The organism is Pseudomonas sp. KnCO4 (genome assembly GCF_045344305.1).
Classification (GTDB): domain Bacteria; phylum Pseudomonadota; class Gammaproteobacteria; order Pseudomonadales; family Pseudomonadaceae; genus Aquipseudomonas; species Aquipseudomonas anuradhapurensis.
The window spans coordinates 171,728-190,468 of record NZ_CP174199.1; the positions used below are offsets into that span (position 1 = coordinate 171,728).

General features: G+C 65.2%; 19 protein-coding genes. 15 read left to right on the top strand and 4 right to left on the bottom strand.

The features are described from left to right. Positions 1–28: 28 nt before the first annotated feature. Positions 29–589, bottom strand: coding sequence for a WYL domain-containing protein (locus ACJA3S_RS00730; RefSeq protein WP_186674864.1), 561 nt, complete (start codon positions 587–589; stop codon positions 29–31). 207 nt (positions 590–796) lie between these two features. On the opposite strand from ACJA3S_RS00730, the gene ACJA3S_RS00735 reads away from it, so the two are divergent. From ACJA3S_RS00735 to ACJA3S_RS00765, 7 genes are all read left to right on the top strand, one after another. After that, positions 797–1,591 (top strand): tetratricopeptide repeat protein, encoded by a 795-nt coding sequence (locus ACJA3S_RS00735; RefSeq protein ID WP_170027734.1) that lies wholly within the window; start codon positions 797–799, stop codon positions 1,589–1,591. Between the two features lie 139 nt (positions 1,592–1,730). Next, positions 1,731–2,183: a MarR family winged helix-turn-helix transcriptional regulator gene (locus ACJA3S_RS00740; RefSeq protein ID WP_186687775.1), complete on the top strand. Its 453-nt coding sequence runs from the start codon at positions 1,731–1,733 to the stop codon at positions 2,181–2,183. Next, a complete protein-coding gene (locus ACJA3S_RS00745) occupies positions 2,180–4,267 on the top strand; it encodes an FUSC family protein (RefSeq protein WP_170027736.1) in 2,088 nt (695 codons plus the stop codon). Before ACJA3S_RS00740 ends, ACJA3S_RS00745 begins: the two co-directional genes overlap by 4 nt. Then, positions 4,264–4,476 carry a DUF1656 domain-containing protein gene (locus ACJA3S_RS00750; protein ID WP_114169105.1) on the top strand — a complete coding sequence of 71 codons (213 nt, stop codon included), beginning with the start codon at positions 4,264–4,266 and terminating at the stop codon, positions 4,474–4,476. The genes ACJA3S_RS00745 and ACJA3S_RS00750 overlap by 4 nt, the downstream gene beginning before the upstream one ends. Then, positions 4,473–5,348, top strand: coding sequence for an efflux RND transporter periplasmic adaptor subunit (locus ACJA3S_RS00755; protein WP_406820547.1), 876 nt, complete (start codon positions 4,473–4,475; stop codon positions 5,346–5,348). The genes ACJA3S_RS00750 and ACJA3S_RS00755 overlap by 4 nt, the downstream gene beginning before the upstream one ends. Then, entirely contained in the window at positions 5,345–6,763 is a 1,419-nt protein-coding gene (locus ACJA3S_RS00760; RefSeq protein ID WP_406820548.1) for an efflux transporter outer membrane subunit, read from the top strand. The genes ACJA3S_RS00755 and ACJA3S_RS00760 overlap by 4 nt, the downstream gene beginning before the upstream one ends. A 203-nt stretch (positions 6,764–6,966) precedes the next feature. Beyond that, positions 6,967–8,910, top strand: coding sequence for an FTR1 family protein (locus ACJA3S_RS00765; RefSeq protein WP_406820549.1), 1,944 nt, complete (start codon positions 6,967–6,969; stop codon positions 8,908–8,910). A 123-nt stretch (positions 8,911–9,033) separates the two neighbouring features. Here ACJA3S_RS00765 and ACJA3S_RS00770 read toward each other — a convergent pair whose 3' ends face one another. Together ACJA3S_RS00770 and ACJA3S_RS00775 are read right to left on the bottom strand one after the other, a co-directional pair. Beyond that, positions 9,034–9,279, bottom strand: coding sequence for a TIGR02647 family protein (locus ACJA3S_RS00770; RefSeq protein WP_289131597.1), 246 nt, complete (start codon positions 9,277–9,279; stop codon positions 9,034–9,036). A gap of 69 nt (positions 9,280–9,348) precedes the next feature. Further along, the gene (locus ACJA3S_RS00775; RefSeq protein WP_186687761.1) at positions 9,349–9,651 is read right to left on the bottom strand and encodes a hypothetical protein; all 303 of its coding nucleotides are present in this window, start codon (positions 9,649–9,651) and stop codon (positions 9,349–9,351) included. Positions 9,652–9,799: 148 nt separating this feature from the next. Between ACJA3S_RS00775 and ACJA3S_RS00780 the strand changes: the two genes are divergently transcribed. Next, positions 9,800–10,462, top strand: a complete 663-nt coding sequence (locus ACJA3S_RS00780) for a glutathione S-transferase (RefSeq protein WP_406820550.1) — start codon at positions 9,800–9,802, stop codon at positions 10,460–10,462. A gap of 120 nt (positions 10,463–10,582) precedes the next feature. Here ACJA3S_RS00780 and argH read toward each other — a convergent pair whose 3' ends face one another. After that, the gene (gene argH, locus ACJA3S_RS00785) at positions 10,583–11,977 is read right to left on the bottom strand and encodes an argininosuccinate lyase (RefSeq protein ID WP_406820551.1); all 1,395 of its coding nucleotides are present in this window, start codon (positions 11,975–11,977) and stop codon (positions 10,583–10,585) included. A 298-nt stretch (positions 11,978–12,275) separates the two neighbouring features. Between argH and ACJA3S_RS00790 the strand changes: the two genes are divergently transcribed. The 7 genes from ACJA3S_RS00790 to rsd all read left to right on the top strand — a co-directional run bounded on the left by ACJA3S_RS00790 (position 12,276) and on the right by rsd (position 18,733). Then, the gene (locus ACJA3S_RS00790) at positions 12,276–13,019 is read left to right on the top strand and encodes a LytTR family DNA-binding domain-containing protein (RefSeq protein ID WP_170027743.1); all 744 of its coding nucleotides are present in this window, start codon (positions 12,276–12,278) and stop codon (positions 13,017–13,019) included. Between the two features lie 197 nt (positions 13,020–13,216). Next, positions 13,217–14,158: a hydroxymethylbilane synthase gene (hemC, locus tag ACJA3S_RS00795; protein WP_406820552.1), complete on the top strand. Its 942-nt coding sequence runs from the start codon at positions 13,217–13,219 to the stop codon at positions 14,156–14,158. Next, positions 14,155–14,922, top strand: a complete 768-nt coding sequence (locus tag ACJA3S_RS00800) for a uroporphyrinogen-III synthase (RefSeq protein WP_406820553.1) — start codon at positions 14,155–14,157, stop codon at positions 14,920–14,922. Before hemC ends, ACJA3S_RS00800 begins: the two co-directional genes overlap by 4 nt. A gap of 45 nt (positions 14,923–14,967) precedes the next feature. Beyond that, on the top strand, positions 14,968–16,068 hold the full coding sequence (locus ACJA3S_RS00805) for a uroporphyrinogen-III C-methyltransferase (RefSeq protein WP_406820554.1): 1,101 nt from the start codon (positions 14,968–14,970) through the stop codon (positions 16,066–16,068). Continuing rightward, the gene (locus ACJA3S_RS00810; protein ID WP_406820555.1) at positions 16,065–17,303 is read left to right on the top strand and encodes a heme biosynthesis protein HemY; all 1,239 of its coding nucleotides are present in this window, start codon (positions 16,065–16,067) and stop codon (positions 17,301–17,303) included. The genes ACJA3S_RS00805 and ACJA3S_RS00810 overlap by 4 nt, the downstream gene beginning before the upstream one ends. A gap of 221 nt (positions 17,304–17,524) precedes the next feature. Further along, positions 17,525–18,031, top strand: coding sequence for a disulfide bond formation protein B (locus ACJA3S_RS00815; protein WP_406820556.1), 507 nt, complete (start codon positions 17,525–17,527; stop codon positions 18,029–18,031). A gap of 231 nt (positions 18,032–18,262) precedes the next feature. Next, positions 18,263–18,733: a sigma D regulator gene (gene rsd, locus ACJA3S_RS00820; protein WP_406820557.1), complete on the top strand. Its 471-nt coding sequence runs from the start codon at positions 18,263–18,265 to the stop codon at positions 18,731–18,733. The last annotated feature ends 8 nt before the right edge of the window (positions 18,734–18,741 follow it).

The window sequence follows — 18,741 nt, forward strand, 5'->3', positions numbered from 1 at the left end:
GGGTTCAGCCGCGAGAGGCCGGTACAGGCTATGAATTCTGGTACTGCGCAGCCGCATTGCTGAGTATCCTGCCAATCTCCTCCCGCAAGCCGGTAGGCTGCTCGACCACCACCCCATCGCCATGGCTCAACAGCCACCAGCGCAGCGGCCAGCCATCACTCACCGTGGCCCGCATCCGGTGCCCGTGTTCCAGCGCCGTCAGTTGCATGTCGCTACTCAGCGGCGCATCGCGCAATTGCCGCGCCAGTGCATCGCTGATGCGTGCCACCAACTCGACCCCCTCACCCCGTGCCGGTTGCAACGCGTCGCCGCGCAGGTGCGTCAGCAAATCGAAATTGCCGCGCAATTCGCCCACGGCGCTCGCCGACCAGTGCCAGCCAAACGGGATGCTCTTGTCATTGCGCTCCAGCGGGAATATCAGCGACAGCTCATTGAGGTCGCGTTCGACAGTACGTTTGCTGACAGTGAAGCCCACGTCACGCAGGCGCCAGACCAGCTCGGCGCTGGTGATGCCTGGAGAGCGGCTGGGCAGCTGGCGCAGCAGCGCCCACTGACGGCTGAGGGTGGCGCGGGTAGTGGCGAACGGCAAAAGGTAACGTCCTTGTCTAGGCTTGCCGCAATAGGATGGCGGCAGGCGTGGGGCATGGCAATTGGCCACAGCCTGCTCAGATCAAGGAAGTCGCATTTGGTTGCCAGGTGCCGATTCGTTCGCGACAGGTTTTGACGTGTCGTCACGCAGAATCACGCCTCATCACAGCCGAAGGTTGGGGTTGTGCGTCGTTCAATGAGGATGAACATGTCTGCTGCCAGCAATATCCATTCGCTGCTTGCCCGTCTCCTGCCCGAGCGGGTCATCGCCCCACCGATTGCTGTCGGGAGGCGACAGCGGTTGTTTGCCGGAGTAGGGCTGCCCAGCCAGCGCTCGCTACTGATCAGCCGCCTGGACGAGGCCAGCGACGTGCAGGCGGTATATGCCGACCTGCGCCGCCAGGCGCTGCAAGGCAACGTGGCGGCGCTCAATGACCTCGGCTGGATCTGGCTCAACGGCAAGTACTGGCGTGCCGATACCGTGCTGGCCGGCCACCTGTTGCGCATGGCCGCCCTGCAGGGCAGTGCTGCGGCCTGGTTCAACCTTGGCCAGCAGCATTATTTCGGCAAAGGCATCGAGCCCTCCTATGTGCAGGCGGCGGAGTGCTATCGCCAGGCCTTCGAGCGCGGCCTGCTGCACGCCGCCGCCGCGTTGGGCGACCTGTACGAGGAAGAGGTGTGCGACGGCGAGCTGCTGTGGCAGGTCGACCTGGTGCAGGCCTACCAGTGGTTCCTGCGGGGTGCCGAGCGGGGCGAGGCACGTTGCCGTTTCGAGGTGGGATACCGGTTGATGCACGGGCTGTACGTGGAAGCCGATATCAAGGCGGCGCTGTACTGGCTGGAGCTGGCGGCAGCGGCGGGCGTGGTGCAGGCTGCCGAGGAGCTGGCAGTGCACTTCAGCAGCCGTGACGAGGTGCGGTACCAGGAGTGGCGCGACCGGGCGGTACAGATGGGCAGCACCTTGGCCCTGACCATGAAGCTGGAAGACCAGATCCAGCCCTGAGTGGTTCTGCTCAGGCCGGTACTGACAAAAAGCATGAACAACATTTCACCCAGGCTATCCGTCACCACTGGTTGACGACAGGGGGAGGGCCAAGCGTATATTGATAGTTAGCAAACTATGAATATCCTTGGTTTCTTCAATGTCCCTTGATCTCCTGCGCCTGCAAGTCAGCAGCGGCATGGTGGTTGCCGCCCGGCATTGGCGGCGCATCTGCCATACCGCCCTGACCGGTTATGGCATCTCCGAGGCCTGCGCCACGCCCTTGTTGATGATCGTGCGCCTGGGCGACGGCGTGCACCAGGTTGCCGTGGCCCAGGCTGCGGGCCTGGAAAGCCCGTCGTTGGTGCGCCTGCTCGACCAGTTGTGCAAGGCTGGCCTGGTGTGCCGCAGCGAAGACCCGCTGGACCGCCGTGCAAAGGGCCTGAGCCTGACCGCCGAAGGCCGCGCCCTGGCCGAGTCCATCGAAGCCGAACTGGTGCGCCTGCGCCGTGAGGTGCTGCAGCATATCGACCAAGCCGACCTGGAGGCCGCCTTGCGCGTGTTGCGTGCCTTCGAAGCGGCTGGCCTGGGCAGCACAGGCGAGGCCGCATGAACGGCTTCTTCAGCTCGGTGCCACCGGCGCGCGACTGGTTCTATGGCGTGCGTACCTTCGCCGCCTCCATGATCGCCTTGTACATCGCCTTGCTCATGCAGCTGCCGCGCCCCTATTGGGCCATGGCCACGGTGTACATCGTCTCCAGCCCCTTCCTCGGGCCGACCAGCTCCAAGGCCCTGTACCGTGCCCTGGGCACGCTGCTTGGTGCCGGTGGCGCGATCTTCCTGGTGCCGCCGCTGGTACAGTCGCCATTGCTGCTGAGTATCGCCATCGCCTTGTGGACCGGCACCTTGCTGTTCCTTTCGCTGAATCTGCGCACCGCCAACAACTACGTGCTGATGCTGGCGGGCTACACCCTGCCGATGATCGCCCTGGCGGTGGTCGACAACCCATTGGCCGTGTTCGACGTGGCGTCTTCCCGTGCCCAGGAAATCTGCCTGGGTATCGTCTGCGCGGCAGTGGTCGGGGCCATCTTCTGGCCGCGTCGGCTGGCGCCAGTGGTGGTCGGTGCCACCACTACCTGGTTCAGCGAGGCGATCCGTTACAGCGATACCTACCTCGCCCGCCAAGCCAGCGCCGACCAGGTGGGTGGCCTGCGCGGCACGATGGTCACCACCTTCAACTCGCTGGAACTGATGATCGGCCAGCTCGGCCATGAAGGTGCCGGCCCGCACACCCTGAAGAATGCTCGCGAATTGCGCGGGCGCATGATCCACCTGCTGCCGGTGATCGACGCCCTCGACGACGCCCTGGTCGCCCTCGAAGGCCGTGCTCCGGAGAAATTCGCCCAGATGCGACCGCTGCTGGAGGCCGCCCGCGAATGGCTCAAGGGCACCGCCGACAGCGCTTCGCCCGCCCGCTGGGCCGCCCTGCACGAGCAGATCGAGCGCCTGCAGCCTGGCGCCGCAGCCCTTGACCAACGTGCCGAGCTGCTGCTGTCCAACGCCCTGTATCGCCTGACGGAATGGGCCGACCTCTGGCAGGACTGCTGCAGCCTGCAGCACGCCTTGCGCAGCGACGATGCCAAACCCTGGCGCGCGGTGTACCGCCACTGGCGGCTGGGCCGCCTGACAGCATTCTTCGATCGCGGGTTGATGCTGTATTCGGTAGCCTCGACCGTGCTGGCCATCGTTGTCGCCTGCGGCCTGTGGATCGGCCTGGGCTGGAACGACGGGGCCAGCGCGGTGATTCTCGCTGCCGTATCGTGCAGCTTTTTCGCCGCCATGGACGACCCGGCGCCGCAGATCTACAGATTCTTCTTCTGGACGCTGATGTCGGTGATCTTCTCCAGCCTGTACCTGTTCCTGGTGCTGCCCAACCTGCACGACTTCCCCATGCTGGTGCTGGCCTTTGCCGTGCCGTTCATCTGCGTCGGCACCCTGACCGTGCAACCGCGCTTCTACCTTGGCACCTTGCTGACCATCGTCAACACCTCGACCTTCATCAGCATCCAGGGTGCCTACGACGCGGATTTCTTCACCTTCCTCAACTCCAACCTGGCCGGCCCCGTCGGCTTGCTGTTCGCCTTCATCTGGACCCTGGTGATGCGCCCCTTCGGCGTGGAGTTGGCGGCCAAGCGCATGACCCGCTTCGCCTGGCGCGACATCGTCGAGATGACCGAGCCGGCCACCCTTGCCGAACACCGCCACGTGGGTGTGCAGATGCTCGACCGCCTGATGCAGCACCTGCCGCGCCTGTCGCAGACTGGCCAGGATAGCGGCGTGGCGCTGCGTGACCTGCGCGTAGGGCTTAACCTGCTGGACTTGCTGGCCTACATGCCGCGTGCCGGCCAGCAGGCCCGTGAGCGCCTGGGCACCGTGATCGAGGAAGTTGGCGCGCATTACGCCGCCTGCCTGCGCGCTGGTGAGCGCCTGCATGCGCCCGCCGCGTTGCTGCGCAACATGGAGCGCGCGCGCCTGGCGCTGAACCTCGATGAGCTGTACGAGCGCGGCGATGCCCGCACCCACCTGCTGCACGCCTTGAGCGGCCTGCGCCTGGCGCTGCTGCCGGGTGTCGAGGTGATGCTCGAACCCGCCGAACAGCCGCAATTGCCCCCCGGACTCGACGGAGCGCCCCTGTGATTGGTGAACTGGATATCAGCGGGGTATTCCTGCCCACGCTGCTGGTGATGATGTTTGGCACCTACCTGCTGTTCCTCGGGGTGCACGCGGTGCTGGTGCGCGTGCATTTCTACCGCCTGGTCTGGCACCGGGCATTGTTCAACGTTGCCTTGTATGCCGTGCTGCTTGGCGCGGTGGACCACTTTTGCCGAAACCTGATGCTGCCATGAAAAAACCTTTGCTGACCCTGGGCCGTGTGGTCCTGACCTTGCTGGTAGTGATCTTCGCCGCTGTGCTCGTGTGGCAGATGGTGGTGTACTACATGTTCGCCCCGTGGACCCGCGACGGCCACATCCGCGCCGACGTGATCCAGATCGCCCCGGACGTTTCCGGGCTGATCCAGAAGGTCGAGGTGCGCGACAACCAGACCGTCAAGCGTGGCGATGTGCTGTTCACCATCGATCAGGACCGCTTCACCCTGGCCCTGCGCCAGGCCAAGGCGACCCTGGCCGAGCGCCAGGAAACCCTGGCCCAGGCTACCCGCGAGGCGCAGCGCAACCGCAAGCTGGGCAATCTGGTCGCGGCCGAGCAGCTGGAAGAGAGCCAGTCTCGCGAAGCCCGTGCCCGCTCGGCGGTCAGCGAGGCGCAAGTGGCAGTCGACAGCGCCCAGCTCAACCTCGACCGTTCGGTGGTGCGCAGCCCGGTGGACGGCTACCTCAACGACCGTGCGCCACGTAACCATGAATTTGTCACTGCTGGCCGGCCGGTGTTGTCGGTGGTCGATAGTGCCTCGTACCACGTCGACGGTTACTTCGAAGAAACCAAGCTGGGCGGCATCCACATCGGCGATGCCGTGGATATCCGCGTCATGGGCGACAATACCCGCCTGAGCGGCCATGTGCAGAGCTTTGCTGCCGGTATCGAAGACCGCGACCGCAGCAGCGGGGCCAACCTGCTGCCCAACGTCAACCCAGCGTTCAGCTGGGTGCGCCTGGCCCAGCGTATTCCGGTACGCATCGCCTTCGACGAGGTACCAGAGGACTTCCGCATGATCGCCGGGCGAACCGCCACGGTGTCGATCATCGAGGGCCAGCGGCCATGAAACAGCTGATGTTGGCTGGCCTGTGCCTGTCGTTGGGCGCCTGCATGATGGTTGGCCCCGACTACCAGGTACCGAAGGATGCCGCGGTGCAGCGCAGCGACCTCAATGGCCCGTTGCGCCAGGATGCTGACAGCGTGGTGTCGGCGCCGGTGCCTGAGGACTGGTGGCAGTTGTATCAGGACCCGCGGTTGAACGAGCTGGTGCGCCAGGCCCTGAGTGCCAACAGCGAACTGCGCGTGGCCGCTGCCAACATCGCCAAGGCCCGTGCGCAGGTCGAAGTGGCCGAGTCGCAAGGCGGCTTCAACGGCGGCGTCAAACTGGGTGCCCAGCGCCTGCAGGAGTCTGGCGAAGCCTTCCTGCTGCCCGAGAAAGTACCGGTGGCGAATATTGGTGAGGCGATCATCAGCGCCTCGTACCAGTTCGACCTGTGGGGTACCTTCAAGCGCGGCACCGAGGCCGCCAAGGCCAATGCCGATGCTGTGCAGGCCGCTGCCGATACCGCCCGCATCACCTTGGTGGCAGACGTGGTCAAGGCCTATACCCAGGTTTGCTCGGCCAACGAGGAATACCATATCGCCCGCGAGTCGCTCGACCTGCAGGAACAAAGCGTCAAGCTCACCCAGCGCTTGCGTGATGCCGGCCGTGGCGATGAAACCCAGGTCACCCGCTCGCAGACCCAGTTCAAGTCCTTGCGCGCGGAGCTGCCACGCTTCAAGGCCGAGCGCGAGGCCGGCCTGTACACCCTGGCGGCCTTGATGGCCAAGCCGGTGGAGCAACTGCCCGCCGGCACTGCCGATTGTGCCGAACTGCCGCACCTGAGCCAGCTGCTGCCCGTCGGCGATGGCGCCGCCCTGCTCAAGCGTCGCCCCGACGTACGCCAGGCCGAACGCCAGTTGGCTGCGGCCACTGCCAACATCGGTGTCGCTACCGGTGCGCTGTACCCGGATATCAGCATCGGCGCCCAGGTCGGCACCATCGGCCTGCTTGAAAACCTTGGCGAGCCCTCGGCCAACCGCTGGGGTTTTGGCCCGCAGGTCAGCTGGACCATTCCCACCAACGGCACCCGTGCGCGCATCCGCATGGCCGAAGCCTCGGCCCAGGCGGCCTTGGCGAACTTCGATGGAGTGGTGCTGAACGCCATCCGCGAAACCCAGACCCGCCTGGCGCAGTACAGTGCCTTGCTGGATCGGCGCGATGCGCTGGCCGAGGCGGAGCAGTCGGCCAAGGACGCTGCCGACCAGACCCACCGCTATTACCAAGCGGGGCGTGAATCGTTCCTGGCGGACTTGCAGGCAACGCGGACTTATACCGACATGCGCTCGCAGTTGGCGGCGGCCAATAGCCAGGTGGCGTTGGGTCAGATTGGTGTGTTCCTGGCGTTGGGTGGGGGGTGGAAGGAGGCTGGGAAGCAGTGAAGTTACGGGGTGTTTGACGGGAGATTGAGGGAGGGCTGACAGGTGCCTGCCTTGGCATTTTCAGCGCCTGTCAGCCCCCACCCAATCTCTCCCCAGGCACCGGCATTGCCCAGCCCTCATACCTCCCACTTCGTCTGATTTGTAGCAAGATTTTTCATGAAATCCGCCCAGAACCCTTGAGAGAAGCAAAGTGGAAGTGAACAATGTTCTCTTTCGCATTCCCCTCGAGACTGGCCATGAATACCCGTTCCCGTCTGCTTGCCTGGCTGCCTGCATTGGTGCTGGGCCCGGTGCTGGCGCTGTGCAGTAGCCTGGCGCTGGCCGAAGCCCCCGCTGAGGCTACCAAGGCGCTGCACTTGCTCGACTACATTGGTGCCGACTACCCACCGACCGTGCACGACGGCAAGGTGATCGACAATGGCGAATACCGCGAGCAGCAGGAATTCAGTGCGGTGCTGGCCGACCTGGTCAAAGGCCTGCCGGCGCATGCTGAGCAAGCGGCCCTGGAGCAGGGCGTGCAGGCGCTGCGCCAAGCCATCGACCAACGCCAGGATGGTGCAGCGGTAGCCAAGCAGGCCCGTCAGCTGGGCGCACGTCTGGCGGTGGCCTACGAGGTCAGCCAGGCCCCGGTGATCACCCCGGACCCGGCCCGTGGCGCGGCGTTGTATGCGCAAAACTGCTCGATCTGCCACGGCGACACCGGTGCCGGCGACGGCCCGGCTGGCGTGGGCCTGGAGCCGGCACCCGCCAACCTGCGCGATGTCGCGCGCCTCGACCAGTTGAGTTTGTTCGACCTCTACAACACCTTGGCCCTGGGTATCGACGGTACCGAGATGCCGTCCTTCGCCGACCAGCTGGATGATCGCCAGCGCTGGGACGTGGCCGCCTATATCGCCAGCTTCACCGCCAAGCCGGAAGCCGGCAAAGGCGACAAGACCTGGAACATTGCCGACCTGGCCCGCCAGACCCCGGCCGAAGTCGCCGCCAAAGAGGGCAATGCCGTCGTCGAGGCGTTCCGCGCCCAGCGCGCGCAACCACCCCAGGTCAAGCGTGGCCCGGCGCAATTGCTCGAGTACACCGCCAGTACCTTGGACAAGAGCCTGGCAGCCTACCGCGCAGGCGACCATGACCAGGCCTATGACCTGTCGGTGGCGGCCTACCTGGAAGGCTTCGAACTGGTGGAAAGCTCACTGGACAACATCGACACCCTGGCGCGCAAGGACACCGAAAAATCCCTGATGGCCTACCGCCAGTCACTGCAGGACGGCTTGCCCGTCGCCCAGGCCGAGCAACGCCTGGGCGAAGCCAAGGCCAAGCTCGAGCAAGCCGCCAAGCTGCTGGGCAGCAATGGCTTGAGCTGGTCGTTGAGCTTTGTTTCCGGTTTGCTGATCCTGCTTCGCGAAGGCCTCGAGGCGATCCTGGTACTGGCGGCGATCCTGGCCTTCCTGCGCAACACCGGCCAGCAGTCGGCGGTGCGCAGCGTCAACCTGGGCTGGGGCCTGGCGCTGGTGGCCGGCTTCGCCACCTGGGCCTTGGCGGCCTATGTGATCGACGTGGGTGGCGCCCAGCGTGAGCTGCTGGAAGGCTGTACGGCGCTGTTCGCCGCGGTGATGGTGCTGTGGCTTGGTGTGTGGATGCACGATCGCCGCCACGCCGCCGCCTGGCAGGACTACATCAAGAGCAGCCTGGTCAGTGGCGGCGGGCGTTTCGGCTTCGCCGTGCTGGCGTTCTTCTCGGTGTACCGCGAACTGTTCGAAGTGATCCTGTTCTACGAGACCCTGTGGCTGCAGGCAGGCCCAGGCGGGCACCAGGCGGTGCTGGCGGGTGGTGCCACGGCGCTGGTGTTGCTGGTGGGGTTGGCCTGGGTGATCCTGCGGGGCTCGGCCAAACTGCCGTTGTCGCTGTTCTTCAGTATCAACGCCGGGTTGCTGTGCGCCTTGTCGGTGGTATTCGCCGGGCATGGCGTGAAGGCGCTGCAAGAGGCCGGGGTGCTCGGTACACGGCCAGTGGCGTTCTTCGAGTTCGATTGGCTGGGGATCCACGCCGATGCCTACTCGCTGTCGGCGCAGGCGGTGGCCTTGCTGGCCATCGTGTTCCTGTACGGGCGCTCACGCCTGGCGGAAAAGCGCCGGGCAGTAGCACACTAAAGGCATATACGGACCGCCTGTAGGAGCGGCCTTGTTTGGGGGGGGGGGGGGGGGGGGGGGCGGGCGCCCCCCCCCCCCCCCCCCCCCCCCCCCGGCCGCTCCTACAGGCATTGCGGCAATCTGTCAGGCCGGCTGTGGCGCCTTGAGGATGTTCTGCAGCAGCTGGACACTTTCGACGGCGTCATGACCCAGGCTGGTCAGGTAGCCGCCATCAGGTTGATCGGTCAGCCCCTTTTCATACAGGCGTTGCGCGGCGGCAACCAGGGCAGGCGAGGCGTTCTTGTGAATCTTGATGCCTTCCTGGCTGCTGTCGTGTTTGAACAGCGCGAGCACTTCCAGTTCAGCGATCAGATCGGGGGTGAAGGACATGGCGACTCCTGACTTCCAGACAAGGATGGCGGCACCAGTGGCGGTGCCTGATCCTGGAGTGTAGACGGGTTATTCGTCGTCGCCTTGATCCATCTCAGGCGGCAACTCCGGCAGCGCCCGCAGTGCGCTTTCATACCACTCGCTGTCGAACGCGCGGTCTTCCACCAGCATGTTGTCGATCTCGAAGGCCAGCACATGGGCCATCAGGTTGAGAATGTCTTCGCGCGCATAGCCGACCAGGGTCAGCTTGTTGAAGGTGGCCTTGGCCGCAGGCGGCTCGCCGCTTTCGATCTGGTTTTCGATGGCCTGGGTCAGCGTCGCCTCGGCGAAGGCTTCGTCGTCGTCATTGTCGATGTCGGTGGGCTCGCTCATGGCGGTACTCCTGTGATGGGATGCACAGTGTGCCACGCCTGCGGCGGCAATGCCCGGGCATTGACGGGGCGCATGACACTGGTCAAGAGGCTGGCGATCGGTCTATAAAAGCCAGGCCAACCCCTTACGGCCTGGAGGCTGTTACCTCATGCTCAAGCTTCACGGATTCGCGGTCAGCAACTACTACAACATGGTCAAGCTGGCCCTGCTGGAAAAAGGCCTGCCCTTCGAGGAGGTCACCTTCTATGGCGGCCAGGCGCCGCAGGCGCTGGAAGTGAGCCCACGAGGCAAGGTACCGGTGTTGCAGACCGAACATGGCTTCCTCAGCGAAACCAGCGTGATCCTCGACTATATCGAGCAAACCCAGGGCGGCAAGGCGCTGCTGCCGGCCGACCCGTTCGGGCAGGCCAAGGTGCGCGAGCTGCTCAAGGAAATCGAGCTGTACATCGAGCTGCCGGCGCGTACCTGCTACGCCGAATCGTTCTTTGGCATGGCGGTGGAGCCGCTGGTCAAGGAAAAAGCCCGTGCCGACCTGCTGGCCGGGTTTGCCACGCTCAAGCGCAACGGCCGCTTCGCACCCTATGTAGCGGGTGAGCAACTGACGCTGGCCGACCTGATGTTCTGCTTCTCGGTCGACCTGGCCTGTGCTGTGGGCAAGAAGGTGCTGAACATCGACTTCCTGGAAGATTTCCCCCAGGCCAAGGCGTTGCTCGGGCTGATGGGCGACAACCCGCACATGGCGCGGATCGTGGCGGACAAGGCGGCGGCGATGCCGGCCTTCATGGAGATGATTCGTAGCGGCAAGCGCTAGAAGCCAGAAGCTGCTTCACAGCCCGTAGCGACACAAGGCCGCGCCTGCAGAGGGTAGACGAACCCCTGTAGCAGCGGCCTTGTGTCGCGATGGGCCGCACAGCGGCCCCAAGTCCAGGGCTTAACGCGAAGCCAGCAGCGCCTTGCCGCGAGCCACTGCCGCACGCACCTGCGCCGGTGCGGTGCCGCCAATGTGGTTGCGGGCATTCACCGAGCCTTCCAGGGTCAGCACGGCAAACACGTCCTGCTCGATCTGGCCGCTGAACTGGCGCAGTTCATCCAGGCTCATCTCGGCCAGGTCCTTGCCGGTGTCCACACCATATTTCACCGCATGCCCGACGATCTCGTGGCAGTCACGGAACGGCAGGCCACGGCGTACCAGGTAGTCGGCCAGGTCGGTGGCGGTGGAGAAGCCGCGCAGGGCCGCTTCACGCATGATGGCGTGCTTGGGCTTGATTGCCGGAATCATGTCGGCAAAAGCCCGCAGCGAGTCGCGCAGGGTATCGGCGGCGTCGAACAGCGGCTCCTTGTCTTCCTGGTTGTCCTTGTTGTAGGCCAGCGGCTGGCCTTTCATCAGGGTCAGCAGGCCGGTCAGGGCGCCGAATACACGGCCGCTCTTGCCACGTACCAGTTCTGGCACGTCGGGGTTCTTTTTCTGCGGCATGATCGAGCTGCCAGTGCAGAAGCGGTCTGGCAGGTCGATGAACTGGAACTGCGCACTGGTCCACAGCACCAGCTCTTCGGAGAAGCGCGACAGGTGCATCATCGCCACGCTGGCTGCTGCGCAGAATTCGATGGCGAAGTCACGGTCCGACACGCCGTCCAGCGAGTTGCCGGCCACGGCTTCGAAGCCCAGCAGCTTGCAGGTCAGTTCACGGTCGATCGGGTAGGTGGTACCGGCCAGGGCGGCACTGCCCAACGGCATGCGGTTGGCACGCTTGCGGCAGTCGACCAGGCGCTCGTAGTCGCGGCTGAGCATTTCGAACCAGGCCAGCAGGTGGTGGCCGAAGGTAACCGGTTGCGCCGTCTGCAGGTGGGTGAAACCGGGCATGATGGTTTCGGCTTCACGCTCGGCCTGCTCCAGCAGGCCCTGCTGCAGGCGGGTGATCTCGGCCAGGATCAGGTCGATCTCGTCACGCAGCCACAGGCGGATGTCGGTGGCCACCTGGTCGTTGCGGCTACGGCCGGTGTGCAGCTTCTTGCCGGTGATGCCGATGCGGTCGGTCAGGCGTGCCTCGATGTTCATGTGCACGTCTTCGAGGTCGACGCGCCAGTCGAAGGTGCCGGCCTCGATCTCACCCTGGATGGTCTTCAGGCCATCGATGATGGTGTCACGCTCGGCATCGCTGAGCACGCCGACCTGCGCCAGCATGGTGGCGTGGGCGATCGAACCCATGATGTCGTGGCGGTACAGGCGCTTGTCGAAATCGACCGAGGCGGTGAAACGGGCGACGAAGGCGTCGACGGGCTCACTGAAGCGGCCGCCCCAGGACTGATTGGTCTTGTCGGTGCTCATGGATTCACTCATTGCAGGCGTGAACGAAAGAAGTGGCGCGGATGATAGCAGGGTTGTGGCGGGCGCCGCAGGGCGCTGGTCGAGAGAAATGCAAGGGAAAACGCCGCACAACGATTTCATGGAATGAACGGCAGTGTTCCACGGACCGTCTACAGTTGGACAGAGGACTGGCAGTGAATCTGCCTGCCGAGTGAATCTTTGGCCATCGCACCGGTCTAGAGCCTGACCGCAGTGTCGCTCGAACCATACCTGTCTACGCTATACCTGTGCGAGACTCATTCAGGAATCCAGCGCAATTATGAATGTCCTGATCGTTGATGACGAACCCCAAGGCCGTGAGCGCCTCAGCCGCCTGCTCGGCGAGCTGGAGGGATACACCGTGCTGGAGCCTAGCGCCACCAACGGCGAGGAGGCCCTGGCGCTGATCGAAAGCCTGAAGCCCGATGTGGTCCTGCTGGACATCGGCATGCCAGGCCTGGACGGCTTGCAGGTCGCCGCCCGCCTGTGCGAGCGCGAGGCGCCGCCGGCGGTGGTGTTTTGCACCGGGGACGATGAATATGGTGCCGAGGCGTTCAAGGACAGTGCCCTCAGCCATGTGACCAAGCCTTTCCAGGCGCAGGCCTTGCGCGATGCCTTGCGCAAGGCCGAAAAACCCAATCGCGCGCAGTTGGCCGCGCTCACCCGGCCGGGCAGTGAAGGTGGCGGCCCGCGCAGCCACATCAGTGCCCGCACCCGCAAAGGCATCGAGCTGATCCCTTTGCCCCAGGTGATCTATTTCATTGCCGACCACAAGTACGTGACCCTGCGCCACGAGGCCGGCGAAGTGCTGCTCGACGAACCGCTGAAGGCCCTGGAAGACGAGTTTGGTGAACGCTTCGTGCGTATCCACCGCAACGCACTGGTCGCCCGTGAACGTATCGAACGCCTGCAGCGCACCCCGCTGGGGCATTTCCAGCTGTACCTGAAGGGCCTGGAAGGCGATGCCCTGACCGTCAGCCGACGGCATGTCGCCGGCGTGCGCAAGATGATGCAGACCCTCTGATACGGCGCGCGCATGGCAAGGGCTGCGCCCTTGTTCGCGGCTAAAGCCGCGCCCACAGGTTCAGCATTGCCCTGGCGAGCGGCACTGTACCCGGTGGGCGGCTTCAGCCGCGAAGAGGCCCTTGACTGATCCACATCTGCTAGCGGTAGCGGCGATGCTGTTATCATCGGCAGCATTTCTCTGGATCGGGGCGTTTCATGTCCACTCGCGAAATCCGCATCGCCACCCGTAAAAGTGCCTTGGCCCTGTGGCAGGCCGAATACGTCAAAGCCCGCCTCGAGCAGGCCCACCCCGGTCTGCTGGTGACCCTGGTGCCCATGGTCAGCCGCGGTGACAAGCTGCTCGACGCGCCCCTGGCGAAAATCGGCGGCAAGGGCCTGTTCGTCAAGGAACTGGAAACCGCCCTGCTGGACAATGAAGCCGACATCGCCGTGCATTCGATGAAGGACGTGCCCATGGACTTCCCCGAAGGCCTGGGCCTGTACTGCATCTGCGAGCGCGAAGACCCGCGTGATGCCTTCGTCTCCAACCGCTTTGCCAGCCTCGAAGCACTGCCGGCCGGCAGCATCGTCGGCACCTCCAGCCTGCGCCGCCAGGCCCAGCTGCTGGCGCGCCGCCCCGACTTGCAGATCCGGTTCCTGCGCGGCAACGTCAACACCCGCCTGGCCAAGCTGGATGCCGGTGAGTACGACGCCATCATCCTCGCCGCTGCCGGCCTGATCCGCCTGGGCTTCGAAGACCGCATCACCTCCACCATCAGCGTCGACGACAGCCTGCCGGCGGGTGGCCAGGGGGCGGTGGGCATCGAATGCCGCAGCGCCGACCGCGAGATCCACGCATTGCTGGCACCGCTGCACCACGTCGATACCGCTGACCGGGTGGTGGCCGAGCGCGCCCTGAACAAACGCCTGAACGGCGGCTGCCAGGTGCCGATCGCCTGCTACGCGGTGCTGGAAGGTGACCAATTGTGGCTGCGCGGCCTGGTCGGCCAGCCCAGCGGCGGCACCCTGCTGGTGGCGGAAGCCCGCGCACCCCGTGGCCACGCCGAGACGCTTGGCGTGCAGGTTGCCGAAGAGCTGCTGGGGCAGGGCGCCGAGGCCATCCTCAAGGAAGTCTACGGCGAGGCCGGCCACCCGTGAGCCCCTGGCGCCTGTTGCTGACCCGGCCTGTCGAAGACTGCGCAGCGCTGGCGCAAAGCCTGGCGGCGGCGGGGGTGGGCAGTAGCTGCCTGCCGTTGCTGGCGATCGAACCGGTTGCCGTGGATAACCGCCAACGCCGATTGCTGGAAGGCCTGTCGGGCTTCCAGGCGATCATCGTGGTCAGCAAGCCGGCCGCCAGGTTATTGCTCGAACAACTGGCCCAGGCCGGCCTGCAGCCGCCACGGCAAGGCTGGTTCACCGTGGGCGAGGCGACCGCGGCGGTGTTGCAGGCGGCGGGCCTGGCAGTGAACGTTCCATCGGCCGGCGATGACAGCGAAGCCTTGCTGGCGCTGCCAGCCCTGCGCCAGGCTATAGCCGTGCCGACGCCGCGCATCTTGATCGTGCGCGGGGTCGGAGGTCGCGAACTGCTGGCAGAGCGTCTTGCAGAGCAAGGTGCTAGTGTCGATTATCTGGAACTGTATCGTCGTTGCCTGCCGGTTTACCCGCCGGGCACCTTGATGCGCCGCATCGAAGCGGAACGCCTCAATGGCCTGGTGGTCAGCAGTGGGCAGGGTTTTGAACACTTGCAGCAGATGGCCGGCGCCGATTGGCCGCAGCTGGCGCGCCTGCCGCTGTTCGTGCCCAGCCCGCGGGTCGCCGAACAGGCCAGGGCCGCCGGGGCCCAACAGGTTGTGGATTGCCGTGGCGCCAGTGCCACGGCCTTGCTGGCAGCCGTGCAGCGCAGCGCTGCACCTGCCTCCTAAGGCGCTAAGCTGAACGCGGTGCGCCCCCATGCAAAGGATGGATACGTGAGCGAGACTGTCTTGTCCAAAAACGATCAGCCGTCGGCACAGGCGCCGGCGGAACCCGTCACCCCCCCACCTGCCAAGCGCTCCGGCAGTGGCCTGGCAACCCTGGCCCTGCTGCTGGGGGCGGCCGGGGTCGCGGTAGGTGGCTGGGGTGCCTGGCAGGTGCGTCAACTGCAAGGCAGCGAATTCAACCAGGGCCAGCACATCGAGGCGCTGAACCAACGCGCCGAAGCCCTGCAGCAGCGCGAACAGCAGATCAGCGCGCAGCTGGCCAGCCTGCCGCCTGCCAGCGAGCTGGAAGACCGTCGCCGCCTGGTGGCGCAACTGCAAGGCGACCAGCAACGCCTCAGCCAGCGCCTGGAAACCGTGCTGGGCGAAAGCCGCAAGGAATGGCGCCTGGCCGAGGCCGAGCATTTGCTGCGCCTGGCCACCCTGCGCCTGTCGGCGCTGCAGGACATCACCAGTGCCAAGGCGCTGGTCGAGGGTGCCGACGAGATCCTGCGTGAACAGAGCGACCCGGGCGCCTTCGCCGCCCGCGAGCAGCTGGCGCGTAGCCTGGCCACGCTCAACAGCACGCAGCAACCGGACCGTACCGGCCTGTTTCTGAAACTGGCCGCGCAGCGCGAGCTGGTGCAGCAACTTAGCGCCCAGTCGCCAGAATTCGCCAGCAATGCCGATGCGCTCGGTGCCCTGACCTCCGACGGCGATGGCGCCAGCCGCCTGTCGCAGTGGTGGGCCGAGATCTCCAAGTATTTCCAGATCGACTTCAACGCCGATGACAACGTGCGCCCACTGCTGGCCGGGCAGCAACTGAACCAGCTGCGCCTGGCCCTGAGCCTGACCATCGAGCAGGCCCAGTGGGCGGCGCTCAATGGCGACGCCAAGGTCTACACCCAGGCCCTGGACGATGCCCGTAGCGTGCTGCTGGCCAATTTCAACGCCGACAACCCGCAGAGCAAGGCCATGCTCGACAGCCTCAATGCCTTGGCCGAGCAACCCGTCTCGGTGGTCACCCCCGACCTGAGCGAAAGCCTGGCCGCAGTACAGGCGTATATCCAGCGCCGTCACCTGCCGGCCGAGGCGGAAGGGGGCAAGCCATGAAGCGCGTCTACCTGCTGGCCGTGCTGGCGATCGTGATCGCCGCAGCGCTGGGTATCGCGGTCGCCAAGCACAGCGGCTATGTGCTGATTTCCTATGGCAGTTTCCGCTACCAGTCGGGGTTGTGGGCAGCCCTGGCCGGCTTGTTGGCCGTGATCGTGCTGCTGTGGCTGCTGCGCTACCTGGTCGGTTTGGTGCTGACTTCCAGCGGCGTAGTCAACCCATGGTCGCGACGCAACCGCAGCCGACGCATCCGCTTGTCCATCGAACAGGGCCAGCTGGACCTTGCCGAGGGCCGCTGGGCCAGCGCCCAACGCCACCTGCACCGGGCCGCCGAGGCCGAGCGCCAGCCGCTGCTGTTCTACCTCGGTGCGGCGCGCGCCGCCAACGAGCAAGGCCGCACTGAAGACAGCGACAACCTGCTGGAGCGTGCCCTGGAGCGTCAGCCGCAAGCGGAACTGGCCATCGCCCTGACCCATGCGCAGCTGCAGATGGACCGTGGCGAAAGCGACGGCGCCCTGGAAACCCTGCTGGCCATGCACGACCGCCACCCGCATAACAGCCAGGTGCTGCGCCTGCTGCAGCGCCTGTACCAGGCGCGCGGCGACTGGTCGGCGCTGATCCGCCTGCTGCCCGAGCTGCGCAAAGGCAAGGTGCTGCCGGCTGCCGAGCTGGCCGCCCTGGAGCAACGCGCGTGGGGCCAGAACCTGAGCCTGGCCTCGACCCGGGGCGAGGATGCGCAAAGTGCGCGCCAGGCCTTGGAGCGTGCTTGGCAGCAACTGACCGCGGCACAGCGCCAGGAACCACAGTTGGTGCTGGCCTACGCCGAACAGTTGCGCCAGGTCGGCGCCCAGAGCGAAGCCGAGCAAGTGCTGCGCACCGCCCTCAAGCGTGACTACGAAAGCCACCTGGCGCGCCTCTACGGCCTGGTGCGCGGCGAAGACCCGGCGCGCCAGCTGCAAACCGCCGAAGGCTGGCTCAAGGCACACCCGGACGACGCCAGCCTGCTGCTGACCCTGGGTCGCCTGAGCCTGCAGAACCGCCTGTGGGGCAAGGCGCGCGACTACCTGGAAAGCAGCCTGCGCATGGAACGCAACCCTGAGGCCTGCGCCGAGTTGGCCCGGCTGCTCGCCAGCCTTGGCGAGACCGAGCGCAGCAACCAGTTGTTCCAGGAGGGCCTCAGCCTGCTGGACGAGCGCCTGCTGGCCCTGCCATTGCCAGAAGGCGTACGCGCCTGACCTTACCCACGGCCCGCGCCAAGGTGCGGGCCATGGGGCCGGGTAACTTATCCGCCGATGCAAGCTGGATCTGCAGTCCCTGTCTTCAGACGTTTCCTACTCATCTGCTAGAAATTTCCTTCGCGATTCAGCGACTTGTCGCGGCTGTCGCGCCTTGAAACAAAGCGTGTCTTTCCTCTACCGTTTCAAGCCACTTCATCCTCTCGGGACCTTGACCGCCCATGCTGCCGGCCCGTTTACGCACCTTTTTCCTACCCGCCTGCCTGGCTGCACTGGCGGTGCTGGCAGCATCCTTCCAGCTGGAAGAGGTTCTGGGGTTGGTGCCGTGTCCATTGTGTTTCAGCCAGCGTGTGCTGCTTGGCCTATACGCGCTGCTGTGCCTCGCGGCCGTGCTGCAGGCACCGCGTTCGCAGGGTGTCCGCCGCTATGCGCGGGCGACGCTGGGTTGTGCGCTGGGGGGGGCGTTGCTGGCGGCACGGCACGTCTGGTTGCAGGGCGCGGACGATGCCCTGCCTCTCTGCCCGCTGCCGATCGCATGGGTATTGGAACAGTCCTGGAGCGAAGCGGCGCGGCAATTGTTGCTCGGCGGCCCTGACTGCAACTCGCTGACCTGGAGTTTTCTCGACCTGACGCTGCCCGAGTGGAGCCTGCTGGCCTTTCTGCTGCTGGCGGTACCGCCCGCGAGCTGCCTGCTGGCGTATCGTTTCCGCACCCTGGCCAGAAGTTGACCTGGCGCAAGGCTTGGCCAGTAGCGCGACCAATGGCGGTGTAACAGGGTATTAAACGCTTGTATGAACTTTGTCCGCTGCGTACCTTGATGGGCAGCACGTGCGGGAATAATCTCGCAACACGCATACCGAAAACACAACTGCTCGATGCCGTCCTGCTGATGTCACCTTTGTGCTGCACGGTCGTAGTGCGAGGTGCAGCGGCATCTACCCAGAAGGGAAGAGATCGCCATGCTCGATAGTTGTCAGAACGCTCAGGAACGCTGGGGTGGGGTTCACAAGCTGATCGATCGCTGGCTGGAGGAGCGCCAGGAACTGGTGCAGGCTTTCCGCGCATTGCGCGACGCCAAGCCGGCCTTTGCCGACAAGGAAAAAAACCGCGATTTCTGCGCGGTTCTGGTCGACTACGTTTCAGCGTGGCATTTCGAAGTCTGCGAGCAACTGGTCAGTGAGGCCAAGGCTTTCGACGACGAAAAGGCGCTGAAGCTGGCCGAAGAAATCAATCCCCGGATCAACGACATCACCCAGACCGCGCTGGCGTTCAATGACCATTGCGAAAAGGGTGAATGCAAGGACACCGAACGCTTCGCCGAGAAGCTGTCCAAGCTGGGAGCCCTGCTGCACGAACGCTTCGAACTGGAAGACTGCCTGATCGAGGTGCTGCACAACGCGCACAAGGAAGAGGGCGCGGTCGAGGCCTGACGGCCGAG

Bases quoted from the DNA above. Each gene is read 5' to 3' on its own strand.
- ACJA3S_RS00735 (WP_170027734.1), top strand. From the start codon at position 797: ATGTCTGCTGCCAGCAATATCCATTCGCTGCTTGCCCGTCTCCTGCCC.
- ACJA3S_RS00740 (WP_186687775.1), top strand. From the start codon at position 1,731: ATGTCCCTTGATCTCCTGCGCCTGCAAGTCAGCAGCGGCATGGTGGTT.
- ACJA3S_RS00745 (WP_170027736.1), top strand. From the start codon at position 2,180: ATGAACGGCTTCTTCAGCTCGGTGCCACCGGCGCGCGACTGGTTCTAT.
- ACJA3S_RS00755 (WP_406820547.1), top strand. From the start codon at position 4,473: ATGAAAAAACCTTTGCTGACCCTGGGCCGTGTGGTCCTGACCTTGCTG.
- ACJA3S_RS00760 (WP_406820548.1), top strand. From the start codon at position 5,345: ATGAAACAGCTGATGTTGGCTGGCCTGTGCCTGTCGTTGGGCGCCTGC.
- ACJA3S_RS00765 (WP_406820549.1), top strand. From the start codon at position 6,967: ATGTTCTCTTTCGCATTCCCCTCGAGACTGGCCATGAATACCCGTTCC.
- ACJA3S_RS00770 (WP_289131597.1), bottom strand. From the start codon at position 9,279: ATGTCCTTCACCCCCGATCTGATCGCTGAACTGGAAGTGCTCGCGCTG.
- ACJA3S_RS00775 (WP_186687761.1), bottom strand. From the start codon at position 9,651: ATGAGCGAGCCCACCGACATCGACAATGACGACGACGAAGCCTTCGCC.
- ACJA3S_RS00780 (WP_406820550.1), top strand. From the start codon at position 9,800: ATGCTCAAGCTTCACGGATTCGCGGTCAGCAACTACTACAACATGGTC.
- argH (WP_406820551.1), bottom strand. From the start codon at position 11,977: ATGAGCACCGACAAGACCAATCAGTCCTGGGGCGGCCGCTTCAGTGAG.
- ACJA3S_RS00790 (WP_170027743.1), top strand. From the start codon at position 12,276: ATGAATGTCCTGATCGTTGATGACGAACCCCAAGGCCGTGAGCGCCTC.
- hemC (WP_406820552.1), top strand. From the start codon at position 13,217: ATGTCCACTCGCGAAATCCGCATCGCCACCCGTAAAAGTGCCTTGGCC.
- ACJA3S_RS00810 (WP_406820555.1), top strand. From the start codon at position 16,065: ATGAAGCGCGTCTACCTGCTGGCCGTGCTGGCGATCGTGATCGCCGCA.
- ACJA3S_RS00815 (WP_406820556.1), top strand. From the start codon at position 17,525: ATGCTGCCGGCCCGTTTACGCACCTTTTTCCTACCCGCCTGCCTGGCT.
- rsd (WP_406820557.1), top strand. From the start codon at position 18,263: ATGCTCGATAGTTGTCAGAACGCTCAGGAACGCTGGGGTGGGGTTCAC.